Genomic DNA, 12131 nt, shown 5'->3' with positions numbered 1-12131 from the left:
GTCTTTATATAAATCTAGTTAACTAACGATTATTGTCCGCTAAATTCTGGGATCGCTCTTTTAAAGGCTTCAACTTCCGAAGAGGCCACGCCATTTTTTTCAATGTCTTCAAGAAGCCACTTCATTTCTTTAATTTCTCTGCGTTGTGCTTCGATGATATTAGTAGCGAGCTGTTGCACTCGTTTATCTTTAATATTGGCTCTTTCACTAGTGAGTATGGCGATAGAATGATGAGGGATCATAGCTGACATCCAAGATTGGTCGTCCACTGTTACTTGCGAACGCACTAAAAATAACGCCGCTGTAAAGGTAATAATACTGCCAATGAAGATAGTGGCGTTTTTCTTTTTGTCTTTATACATGCTAAGCATAAACAACAGCATAACTAAGGCCATGGCTGCGCCCATGTAAATTGCCATATAGGTTCGAGTTTCACTAAAGAACAAATGGCTAAACTGGTAACTGTTTAAATACATTAGGCCAAACATCACAAGTGTGGATGTGGCTATCATCAAAATAAATTTTAAATATTGAGACATGATTCCTCCTTTAATGTCTAAAACCTGAGTGAGTTTTTCATACCAAAATGTAGCTTTTACCGGTATTTATGCGTTAAAGCGCAAAATCGCATTCAAAATTAGCCTATATATCTAAATATCAAGTTTTATGCCACGGATACTTAAATGCCTCTTATTTGTGGCTATTTAGACCAATGGATATGGGTGATTTTCCAACCAGAGTCAGTGCTTTTTAAAGTCATAGTTTCCATACCTGTGTAATCAACTTTTTTATCTTTATAGGTTCCGGACGTTTTACTTCTAGAAATTGAATAGGCCATGTCACCACTAATAAATACTTGATGCTCCAGTTTTTTGCTTTCAATTGCTGCAAGGTATTTCATATCAGATAACATATGGTGGTTAGCGTATTCTTCGGCAGAGCGTTCAATACCGCCACCTTCAAAAATAATCACGTCATCGGCTAACATTTTGCGAGCAGTTTTTTTATCGCCTGATCTCAATGCTTGATGAAATGCGCTAACCGCTTTTGCCGCTTCGCTTTGTGTACCAACAAAAAGCTCGTTTTTCTTTTCTTGTTTTGCTTCGCCATGGGCATAGGCAGCAAAAGAACTGACACTACTCAAAATTAGTACAACAATGGTGGTAATGCTTAGGTGTTTTATCGACATGTTTTTTCTCTCTTTTTAGTTATTAAATAAAGTGTTAAACGGGTGGGCCGACAAGGGTTGTTAGTACACTAGTGGTTAAAATTACTAAAATTGCGACAAGCATTTCAACTGAAATAGAGCGCTTTAATGTAGCAATGTTTTCTTGGGTTAGGTTTGGAACTAAACTAAATTTGTGCCAAGCGCCCATTAATAACACTGCGCTGACTAATAGCAATTTCAGCATAATTAACTGCCCATAATTAGTCGTAAATAGTTCAGAAAACGAAGCTAAATGCTGAAACAACAAAAATATACCAGAGGCAAGCATGAGCAATACAACAATGATGGCCAGCTGACCAAATTGATGCATTACAGGTTTGACTGTGGATATGGGGAACAACTTACAACTTTTATATAAAGGCCATAAAGCACCACCCCAACTAGCAATCGCAATAAGGTGCCAAAAAAACATACTTTTTATCAGCAAGTTTTTTTCTGCACTGTGACCGGTAAAGGTAAAGCTATAGATAATGCTCAAAAGCGCAATAATGGTTATGCCTAGGTTCACCCTTGTCATCAATCCAGTTAATTTTTGCCAAGTAATCAGCGCAATTAGGGCAATAATAAAGGCTGGAATACGCAGTGCAGCCTGATCGCCTATGACAGATTGCCACATAAAATCCAGCATAAAGGCGTCCCACATGCCTGCAAAACCAGACTCAGACATGGCGCCTGCTTCAATAGGCACTTGTAACATTGCCGCTACAAGTCCCAATGCAACCCAAGTGATTTGCCAAGTATTGATACTGTTAATGTATTGGCTGTTATGTTTATTAACTAGCCTATTTCTGACTAAAATAAAACGCATTAACAAAGTGCCAGCCAAGGCTGCAATCGCCATATAGTTTGCCAACTTTAGTAACAATAACAGTATCGACCATTCACTTATTTGCATCTAAAACAAACTTAGTGGTTGTGGTTTTTCTGAGATTTAGCCGGTTCGGGCATCATCTTTGAGTGTGCGTCGCTGCCGTGTAACATAAAGTTAAAAGCGCCAGACATCTTATGACCATCACCACCTAAGATTACCCAATCGACCTTATATTTTCCTGCTGGAAGGCTAGGTAAATCCCAACTGAAATGGCTATTCGCAGCGGCACTAGGTTTAAAATCAAAGTCTACCGCTTGATTTGCTGAGTCTTTTAATGTCACTTTAGCTAGTCTTACGTCACCACTAAAAGTTAATGTAAGTTGCTCGGGACTTTGCATTAACATAGCGTCTTGTGCAGGCGTAGATTGTTTGAGTGACGTATGTGCCGATACTGATAAACTCAGGAATAAGCCAAATATAGTTGCTGCAATATTAAATTTTTTCATTGTTACCTCTTTTTTATGAATGTTAAAACCAAAATTTGATGCCAGCCACAAACTCAGTATTACTGTCACTTTGGCCATCTAGTTGTGCGAAGTCAGCAGTATTGCCATACAAGTTAGTCCACTCAACGCCTATATATGGCGCAAATTGACGGGTGAATTCGTAACGCATACGTAAACCTAGGGCACTGCTTGAAAGTCCACTACCTAAAGCGTTGGCTTGATCGTCTTTACCAAAAAAGGTGATTTCAGCGCGAGGTTGAATGATCAACTTTTGTGTCAGTAATAATTCGTATTCGGCTTCAAGTGCAAAAGCAGTATTGCCTTGTTCGCCTAAGTAAGCAGTCATATCCAGTTCAAACCAATAAGGAGCCAGGCCTTGTAAACCAAAGGCTAACCATTGACGGTTTTGGCCGGTTTCAAAGTAATCAGCACGCACACCTACTTGGGTATTCCAGTATGCCGTTAAAGCGTGGCTCCATAAAATATCAGTTTGGTTTTCTTCAAGCTTGCCATCATTAATATCACCTTCAGTTTTAATCACTAAACGGTCAAAAGTTGTGCCATACCAAGCTTGTAAATCAAATACACCTGCTTTAGTCGATTCATTGTATTCAAGGCGATCGCCCAACACAGCATAAAATCTATGCTCATCTGCTAAGGTCAGTCGCTCTACGCCAGGTAATGCATAAGGCCCCTCGGTTAACGTTGTACCCTCCGAATAGGCATGGGGATCCCTTGCATTTTTTGGAGCATCACCACCTTGTGGCTGCATTTCTTGTTCATCCATTTTCGCCATGTCCCTTTGAGCAAAGGTAGGCACGGCACTAAAAGATAAACTTAATAACATTGCCAACTTTAATGAAGTAGTTATGGTTAGTTTTTTCATGCTACCACCACCTCTCTAAACATTCCGGCATCCATATGAAATAATAAATGACAATGCCAAGCCCATCGTCCCACATCATGTGGCGTGGTTAAAAAACTGATCCGCTGTGCTGGTTGAACGGGAATGGTATGACGGCGAACTTGCACCTCACCCTTATCGTTTTCTAAATCACTCCACATGCCATGCAAATGCATAGGGTGGGTCATCATAGTATCGTTTTGTAAAATAACCCGTAATCGCTGATTGTGTTTCATAAACACAGGTGTACTTTTACCAAACTCTAAACCATCAAAAGACCAACTGTAACGCTCCATGTTGCCGGTCAAATGTAATTCAATTTCTGCTTCAGGCGCTTGTTGCTTAGTGATGCCATCTAAAGAGTGTAAGTCGGCTAGGGTTAATACACGGCGGCCATTGTTACGCAAACCAATGCCCGGATCGTCCAAGTTTGTGCGCGGCATATCAACACGCATATCAACAGAGGCGCCATATTCTGTTTTAGCATGGCGCACTTCACTGCTGGCAACGGCTAAAGGATTAACTGCCATGCCATGTTGACTGTGATCCATAGCCATACCACCATGATCCATTTTCATGCTGCTGTGGTTCATCTCCATGGCACCGTGACCCATTTTACTGTGATCCATACCCTGCTGTTGCATGCCCGGCATAGAGGCATGATCGCCACCATGGGTCATATTGCCCATCATGTCTTTCATGGTTAACCACTCAACTGCATCAAGGGCTGGCACTGGGGCGTCAATATCTGGCCTTGTTGATAAGGTACCTTTGGCATAACCTGAACGATCCATGCTTTGAGCAAAAATGGTATAAGCGTCATTCTTGGGCTCAACTAATACGTCGTAGGTTTCACCTGGACCAAAACGAAACTCGTCAACAGTCACAGGCTCGACGTTTTGCCCATCTGCTTGCACTACTGTGAGTTTTAGTTCGGGAATACGCACATCAAAAAAGCTGTTACTTGAGCCATTAATAAATCGTAATCTAAGTTTTTCGCCCGCCTTAAATAATCCGCGCCAGTTATCCATGGGGGTGCTGCCATTCATTAAAAAGGTCATCGCAGAGGCAGATAGGTCGGCAAGATCGGTTGGATTCATGCGCATTTTGTTCCACATCTGACGGCGTTGTAACGCATTGGAAACATTGCTGCTAGACACATCATCAAAAAATTCAGGCACTGTAGGTTGATTAAAGTTAAATACATCACTTTGTATTTTTAACTTACGAAATAGCGCCATGGGATCATCGTCTGTCCAGTCTGATAATTGAATGACATATTCATTATCCGAAGCGATGACGTCTTGTTCTCGAGGCTCGATAATCAATGCCCCATACATGCCGGTCATTTCTTGGAAGCCACTATGAGAGTGATACCAATAGGTGCCACTTTGCTGCAAGGTAAATTGATAAACAAAGGTTTCGCCTGGCATGATCCCCTTAAAGCTAATACCTGGTACACCGTCCATTTGGAAAGGTAAAATTATGCCGTGCCAGTGAATAGAGCTAGGTACTTTTAAGTTGTTAGTGACTTTAATGGTCACCTCATCACCTTCTACAAGTCGTAAGGTCGGTGCAGGTATCGAGCCATTAATAGTGGTGGCCATTCGTACTACACCAGTAAAGTTTACTGGTGATTCATCAATAACCAATTCAATCACTTTACCGCTTAACACAGGCGCAGTGCCTGTTAATGTGGCGGAAGCAAAAGGTGAACTTGCTTGTAGCAAACTGGGAAATGCAGCCAACACTCCACCAGCAACTAAGCCTTGTACAAAACGTCTACGTGGTTGTGAAACCTGCGGAAACGATGGTTTAAAGCTCATTTATTAACTCCTTCACAGCAAAATATGCGACCAGTATAGAATTAACACCTGTCATGCACATGACTCAAAGATGACAAAGTTGTAATCTGGCTGTCATCTTAGTGTGCTGATTAATCTTGCATACTAATAACTCCAACGCTAAATGAGTATTTTGATAAAGGAAGGGTATGCGTTTACTGATTGTTGAAGATGAAACAAAAACCGGTGACTATTTAAAACAAGGCTTAAGCGAAGCGGGTTTTCAAGTGTCTTTAGCGCGTAACGGCCTTGATGGTCATCACTTTGGTATGACTGAGTCCTTTGAAGTGATTATTTTAGATGTGATGTTGCCTGATGTGTCAGGTTGGCGAATTTTAGAATCCCTGCGGGAAGCCAATAATGACACGCCTGTGCTGTTTTTATCTGCCCGCGACAGTGTAGACGATAGAGTGAAAGGCCTAGAGCTTGGCGCTGATGATTACTTAGTCAAACCTTTTGCTTTTTCTGAAGTATTAGCCAGAGTACGCACGCTTATTCGTCGTGGCGGGGCGCAAAAAGTGGAAGACACCTTTAAAGTGGCTGACTTAGAAATGTCTATCCCGCAGCGTAAAGTCACCCGTGCAGGAAAGCGTATCTTACTCAGCAATAAAGAATTTAGTTTACTGGAGTTATTGTTACGTCGTGAAGGTGAAGTATTACCTCGCTCTCTTATTGCCTCGCAAGTATGGGACATGAATTTTGACAGTGATACTAACGTTATTGATGTGGCGATCAGACGGTTAAGAGGCAAAGTTGACGATGAGTTTGGCCTAAAGCTTATCCATACTGTACGAGGCATGGGATATAAATTAGAGGTTGAAACCGATGAAAGCTAAGGCGCGTCCCCTCTCTCTAACAATGCGTGTGGTGGTGTTTGTCGCTGTCACTGTTATTGGTTGTTTGACCTTAGTAGCTTGGTTGATTAACAGCTCCATCGAACATCACTTTATTCAGCAAGATAGTGGTGAACTAAAAGTTATCAGTCAATCGGTAAAGTCGGTATTAGCGCAATCCCATGGTTCTGAGGAAGCGTTGCAGCAAGCCTTATCAAAAGCGGTTGCAGGGCATCATGGGGTTTATTATCAGGTAAATACGGTAAAAGGCAAACTTGTATATCAAAGTTCAAAACTTGATTTCACTGAACTTAGTATAGAGGCACCGACTTCTGTAGGTTTTAATACTGACAACATAGTGAAATGGCAACAAGCTGGTCATTCATACCGTGCCTTGGTGAGTGACTTTGTTGTGTCACAGCACAGCTATAAAATCACCGCCGCCATTGATATGAGTTTTCATATCCAATTTTTGCAGGAGTTTCAGCAAAGCCTTTGGGCGATTATGTTTGGCAGTGCAGTGCTGATCTTATTAGTGGTGTGGTTTGCTATTCATCAAGGGTTAAACCCATTGCGGGGCTTGAGCCAAAAAATCCATGATATTCAGACCAACAAAATGGATGTCAGATTAGACCAAGATAAGGTACCTGTTGAACTCGTGCATATGGTGCAGTCATTCAACGCCATGCTCGACAGGTTGCAAGGCGAGTTTCTTCGCTTATCCAACTTCTCTAGTGACATTGCCCATGAGTTACGCACACCTCTAACTAACATCATTACCCAAACACAAGTAGGTCTGTCTAAAAAAAGGCAGTTAACAGAGTATCAAGAACTGTTGTTTTCAAACCTTGAAGAGCTTGAACGCCTAACTAAAATGGTCAGTGACATGTTGTGGTTAGCCAAAACTCAAAATGGCCTGACTAAACCCCAACGCAATGAATTAGACATCCATAAAGAAATTGACGCGCAATTTGAATATTTTGATGCCTTAGCTGAAGAAGGGCAAATCACCTTTATAAAACAGGGACAAAACCACCGTTTTTATTGTGATAAATTACACTTTCGTCAATTGTTATCCAACCTGATATCCAATGCCATTCGTTACACACCTAACGGCGGTTCCATTACAGTAAATAGCGAGGTTAGCGCTGCTGGCAAAATGTGCATTTCAGTTTGCAATCCAGGAAAACCAATAGCGGCTATACATTTACCTTATTTATTTGATCGTTTTTATCGTGCCGATAAATCGAGGCAAAGACACAGTGATGGCGCGGGGCTAGGCCTTGCCATAGTTAAAGCCTTAGTTGAAGCAAATAGTGGGAAAATCGAGGTGACATCTAATGATAAAAGCACTTGTTTTAAAATGTATTTTGGATTAGTTAAAGAGTGAATGAAACATCTGATTAATCGCTTAAAAGGGGCAATATTTCAATAAATCGCTACGTCCTTGGGCTAAGCGGCCGTTCGGCTAAGTCAGATCCAATAGTGGCAATTCGCTAAATGCGGCCACCAACATTTGCACAAAACAGATATTTTTCCAAATTAGCAGAAATTGTGGTATCCAACCTTAGAATGCAAATAGCCTTAAGTCTATATTAGTTATTCTTGAAGAAATGAGGAACGTGAAGTTTAGGGAGAAATAATGGCTTATTGGAGGCGTTTGAATTAATCAATCGTTAGGCGTAACCGCCTAGCTATATCACGTCCAGATAAGCGATTACAGCTTCAAAATGTCCGTCATTCACCGCTTTTTTTGCCGTGCAACCCAAAGCGCTGATGTGCATATTTTCGTACCAATCGATAGCTTGCGCGGTGCTCCCTGCCCAGTCATTCACTCTACCGAGAATATGCCTTCGTTGCTATTCTTTATTCATTTCTCTAGCGCTCACATCAAGCTATATAAAATCTAATTGTAAGTTTGAATGGTGGGCGAAGCAGGGAAATTTCGTTTGCCTAGAGGCTACAGTTTATTATCTCTATGTTTTAAGTTCACTCAATTAAAGAAAGTTGAGAATTTTTTGATTAAATTCTCAACTTTTTATGTCAACTACTGAAAATAAAGACGAGAACCTCAGAAACCTTTGTCTTAATGGGTTTTCGCACTATTCACAATGATTTTAGTGTTACGGTGAACGCCGGTGATATAGATAGACGGACTTTTTTAACGCGAATATCAAGTTTGGCCGTTACAGGCTTGGCGATATCGACAATTGCTGCTTCTTTAACTCCTAATTATGCAAAAGCCGAGCAAGTTTCATTTAATGATCCTGATATTACAGCTTCATATTTAGAATTTGATTCCCCCCAAGGGCATGGAAAAGGCCGTGGTTATTTGGCTGTGCCCAAAGAGCTCAATGAAAAGACCGGAACCGTATTGGTGGTGCACGAAAACCGTGGTCTTAACCCTTATATCAAAGATGTTGCTCGTCGCTTGGCAAAGTCAGGGTATATCGCATTTGCGCCCGATGCGCTATTTCCCCTCGGCGGTTATCCTGGCAATGATGACGAAGGGCGTAAAATGCAACGTTCCTTGGATAAAGGAAAGGTTGAGCAGGATTTTATTGCGGCCGCTAGATTCTTAAAGATCCATGCGAAAAGCAATGGTAAATTGGGCGTAGTTGGTTTTTGTTTTGGCGGATATATTTGCAACATGTTAGCTGGTACTTTGCCTCACTTAGTTGATGCGGCTGTTCCTTTCTACGGGACACCAGCGAAAGACGAGATCGCAGCCAAGGTGAAAGGACCTATAATGATACAATTTGCTGGCTTGGATAAACGGGTCAACAGTAGTTGGCCAGAGTATAAAAAAATACTAGAGTCGAACAATGCAAATTATGTTGCTCATACCTATCAAGGGGTTAACCATGGCTTCCATAATGACTCAACGAGCCGTTATGACCAAGAGGCTGCAGAGCTAGCTTGGCAGCGCACATTGGCTTTTTTTAAGGACTTTTTAGCCTAACTTTTGTGTGGTTCGCTGTCTACTCTGCGAATATCTAGGGTCATGCAAACACTGTGGGGGTCTTCAACGTAATCGGCAAACGGCGAACATTCTATGAATCCGTTTTTCGCGTATAAGGCTCTGGCAGGTGCAAAAAATTCCATGCTACCAGTCTCTAAACTCAAGCGATGATAACCTCGTTGTTTTGCTTCGCGTATCAGATGAGTGAGAATTTTGGCCGCGACCCCTTGGCGTAAAAATGCCTTAGAAGTGCGCATTGATTTTATCTCTGCGTGCTTGGCGGATAAGACTTTTAATGCGCCACATCCTGCTAGCTCGTCTTGCTGCCATAATCCCCAGAATGTCAGATCATCGGCATTGAATTTAGATTCATCCAAAGCGTGCACACTCTCTGGCGGTGAATGTTCAAACATTTCTTGATGATGTGCTTTTAAAAGCGCAATCAGCTGAGCAGAAATTGGCTTTTCTAATTTAATTTCCATCTACAAACATTCCCATCAATAGCGAGTTTAATCGAGCCAGTTACCATTTTCATCAGGAACAAACCAAGGTTGAGAAAACCAGTAATATTTACCTGAATAAGTGATACTTGGTGCCGTGCAGTTTACCCGTGAGCGTCCCTTTGGCAGCGGTTTTTCGATTGCATAAGTAAACGAATTGTCTTGCCACTTTACATCTATTGGTTGCCCGCCAAAATAACAGGATAGTTGGCTTGTATGCATGTCGTCCAAGTTGACTTTAATGGTTTGTGAAGGTGTTCGTTCGCTAAGACTGAGTTGCGGTTCTGCTCGACTCTTACTGATTATCGGCATATCTAAGCTGTTCATTTTGACTTTCAGTGTTTCGAGGTTTGCGTATATCCCCGCAGCTGGGAAACGCGGCAATGCGCCAAAATCACTGTTTTTAGAAATAGCCCCTGATTGCTGCCCAAATCCGATAAACCCCTTTTTGACAAGCGCTTGACTAAGTGCTTGATTGTATTCGCCGTATGGGTAAGCAACATACTTCAAATCGAAGCCTGCATGATGCTTGATACTCTGCTCGGCCTGTTCAATATTTTCTATGGTTTTATCCAACCAGTCCGGTTGTTGGTTATCAATCAGCAAGTGTTTGTGGATGCGGGTATGGTTAGCGAAGCTGACACCTTGTTTACTCATTTTAGCTATCTGTGGCCAATCAAGTTGGTGATTTTGCTTACCGATTAAGTCGGGGCTAATAAAAATGGTATAGGGAAAACCATATTTCAGCAGAATCGGATGTGCGTTGTCAGCAATATTTTGATAACCATCGTCAAACGTAATAGCAACGGCATTTTCGGGCAATGGCAAGTCATTTTGAATGCTTTCAATCAATGTTTGCAGGGCGATTACATTGTGATTTTTTTGCAGATAAGCCATGTGCTCAGAGAATTTCTCAGGGCTAATTGAGGTGCTCGCTGGCGTGTCTGTACTGACATGGTGATATAGTAGAACAACGCCATGAGACGGCGTTGCGTTAACTGCTTTACTGAAGGCAGAAAATAAAACCCCTCCCAGTACTAAAAAAATGAAATAATACTGTAAATTTATTTGTTTACTTGCTCTGGACCCAATCATTGTCTGATCTTCCAACGTCATCTGCTTCAAAGCCTCTATTCTGGCAAAAATCAGCGCATCTAGAAATGATTGCTTTAATTTTCCCGATGTTATTGGCCAATATTACCGCGCCTTTGATGGGATTTGTAGATATTGCGGTACTTGGGCATATGAATGGAACCCATGTTTTGGCTGGCGCATCCGTTGCTTCACTTATACTAACGCAAATTTATTGGATTTGCGGTTTTATACGCATGTCTGCCACTGGCTTAAGTGCGCAAGCGAAAGGACAAAAGTCGACCCAGGCCAGTTTCAAAGTGTTTTATCAAAGCATGTTCAGTGCTGGCATCATTGCTGTTTTATTGTTGCTACTTCAGCAACCAATTTTAGCTATCGGTTTACACTTTTCAGATGCCAATGAATTGGTTTCTCAAGTCATCGTTGAGTATTTTAATGTGCGTATTTGGGGTGCACCAGCGGCATTAGCTAATTTGGCGTTGATTGGTTGGTTACTTGGCCAACAACGAAATAAATTGGTGATGTACAGCCAAGTATTTGCCAATTTACTGAATATCGGTTTGAACTTACTCTTTGTTTTTGTGTTTGATTGGCACGTTGCTGGAGTCGCAGCGGCTACGGTGATTGCCGAATATTGTATTACTATCATGGGTTTGTTCTTTGTGTTTAGAGCCGACCGTGTTTTACCTAAACGTGAATGGCTAGGATTAAAAAGTTTAGCTATTTTGACCCGTCTTAATAGTGCAATGTTGATTCGAAACTTAGCTTTGCAAGCCTGTTTAGTTTTTATGACCTTTCAAGGTATTCGCTTAGGGGTTCAAACGGCTGCGATTAATGCGCTGTTAATGCAGTTTTTTGTGCTCATCGCTTTAGGGTTGGATGCCGTGGCATTTGCTGTTGAAGCTAGAGTGGGTGAAGCCAAAGGTGCGTTAAACGATAAACTGCTGAAAGCAAATGTCACTTTAGGACTTTTTTGGTCGAGTGCTTTTGCAATACTTTACACCTTAGTGTTTGTTATCTGGGGTAATAATATTATTCAACTGCTCACCGACTTAGAATCCTTGCAAAAGGCGGCGGGAGCGTTTTTGCCTATTATCTGGCTATTGCCATTAGTGGCACATTGGTGCTTTTTAATGGATGGGGTATTTGTCGGGTTGACCCGTGCCAATGCCATGCGTGATAGCATGTTGATTAGTGCGCTATTGGTGTATTTTCCGGTGTGGTGGTTGTGGCAAGATCTAGGGAATTGGGCGTTATGGATAGCCATGCTTGCTTTTCTAGGAGCCAGAGGTATTAGTCTTTCTGGGTATTTCGTTTGGCTTTATCGCTCGCCTTCTCAAACTGACTAAGGGTTTGCGAGAAACGGTTGGCGAATATGCCTAGGTAACCTTTGGCTGCGAAAATCAGACCCAACGCCAATAATAAAACGCCGGGTATCTGTAACCAAATCC

General features: G+C 41.8%; 13 protein-coding genes. 4 read left to right on the top strand and 9 right to left on the bottom strand.

Annotated features, from left to right (window positions below; translation table 11 throughout):
* Nucleotides 1-29: 29 nt before the first annotated feature.
* The 6 genes from VUI23_RS20570 to VUI23_RS20545 form a co-directional block, all read right to left on the bottom strand.
* Nucleotides 30-539, bottom strand: coding sequence for a DUF305 domain-containing protein (locus VUI23_RS20570; RefSeq protein ID WP_342805815.1), 510 nt, complete (start codon nt 537-539; stop codon nt 30-32).
* Nucleotides 540-700: 161 nt separating this feature from the next.
* Complete coding sequence (locus VUI23_RS20565) at nt 701-1189, bottom strand: nuclear transport factor 2 family protein (RefSeq protein WP_342805813.1); 489 nt, start codon at nt 1187-1189, stop codon at nt 701-703.
* 34 nt (nt 1190-1223) lie between these two features.
* Complete coding sequence (locus tag VUI23_RS20560; RefSeq protein ID WP_342805811.1) at nt 1224-2123, bottom strand: CopD family protein; 900 nt, start codon at nt 2121-2123, stop codon at nt 1224-1226.
* An 11-nt stretch (nt 2124-2134) separates the two neighbouring features.
* Nucleotides 2135-2545, bottom strand: coding sequence for a copper resistance CopC family protein (locus tag VUI23_RS20555; protein WP_342805809.1), 411 nt, complete (start codon nt 2543-2545; stop codon nt 2135-2137).
* Between the two features lie 22 nt (nt 2546-2567).
* Nucleotides 2568-3431 carry a copper resistance protein B gene (locus tag VUI23_RS20550; RefSeq protein WP_342805807.1) on the bottom strand — a complete coding sequence of 288 codons (864 nt, stop codon included), beginning with the start codon at nt 3429-3431 and terminating at the stop codon, nt 2568-2570.
* Nucleotides 3428-5275, bottom strand: a complete 1848-nt coding sequence (locus VUI23_RS20545) for a copper resistance system multicopper oxidase (RefSeq protein WP_342805805.1) — start codon at nt 5273-5275, stop codon at nt 3428-3430. Before VUI23_RS20545 ends, VUI23_RS20550 begins: the two co-directional genes overlap by 4 nt.
* Nucleotides 5276-5442: 167 nt before the next feature.
* Here VUI23_RS20545 and VUI23_RS20540 point away from each other — a divergent pair, with 167 nt between their 5' ends.
* Nucleotides 5443-6129, top strand: coding sequence for a heavy metal response regulator transcription factor (locus VUI23_RS20540; protein ID WP_342805803.1), 687 nt, complete (start codon nt 5443-5445; stop codon nt 6127-6129).
* A complete protein-coding gene (locus VUI23_RS20535; protein ID WP_342805801.1) occupies nt 6119-7516 on the top strand; it encodes a heavy metal sensor histidine kinase in 1398 nt (465 codons plus the stop codon). Before VUI23_RS20540 ends, VUI23_RS20535 begins: the two co-directional genes overlap by 11 nt.
* A gap of 304 nt (nt 7517-7820) precedes the next feature.
* Here VUI23_RS20535 and VUI23_RS20530 read toward each other — a convergent pair whose 3' ends face one another.
* A complete protein-coding gene (locus VUI23_RS20530) occupies nt 7821-7961 on the bottom strand; it encodes a hypothetical protein (RefSeq protein WP_342805799.1) in 141 nt (46 codons plus the stop codon).
* Nucleotides 7962-8215: 254 nt separating this feature from the next.
* On the opposite strand from VUI23_RS20530, the gene VUI23_RS20525 reads away from it, so the two are divergent.
* A complete protein-coding gene (locus tag VUI23_RS20525; protein WP_342805797.1) occupies nt 8216-9088 on the top strand; it encodes a dienelactone hydrolase family protein in 873 nt (290 codons plus the stop codon).
* Here the strand turns inward: VUI23_RS20525 and VUI23_RS20520 are convergent.
* Complete coding sequence (locus VUI23_RS20520; protein WP_342805795.1) at nt 9085-9570, bottom strand: GNAT family N-acetyltransferase; 486 nt, start codon at nt 9568-9570, stop codon at nt 9085-9087. The genes VUI23_RS20525 and VUI23_RS20520 overlap by 4 nt on opposite strands.
* A gap of 27 nt (nt 9571-9597) precedes the next feature.
* Nucleotides 9598-10683: a polysaccharide deacetylase family protein gene (locus tag VUI23_RS20515; RefSeq protein ID WP_342805793.1), complete on the bottom strand. Its 1086-nt coding sequence runs from the start codon at nt 10681-10683 to the stop codon at nt 9598-9600.
* On the opposite strand from VUI23_RS20515, the gene VUI23_RS20510 reads away from it, so the two are divergent.
* Nucleotides 10683-12029 (top strand): MATE family efflux transporter, encoded by a 1347-nt coding sequence (locus tag VUI23_RS20510; RefSeq protein WP_342805791.1) that lies wholly within the window; start codon nt 10683-10685, stop codon nt 12027-12029. The two genes, VUI23_RS20515 and VUI23_RS20510, sit on opposite strands and share 1 nt — an antisense overlap.
* Nucleotides 12030-12131: the final 102 nt, after the last annotated feature.

The sequence above is a fragment of the Alteromonas sp. M12 genome (assembly GCF_037478005.1).
GTDB lineage: Bacteria > Pseudomonadota > Gammaproteobacteria > Enterobacterales > Alteromonadaceae > Aliiglaciecola > Aliiglaciecola lipolytica_A.
The sequence above is the reverse complement of the archived record's forward strand: the minus strand, read 5'-3'. Positions and strand labels throughout refer to the sequence as shown.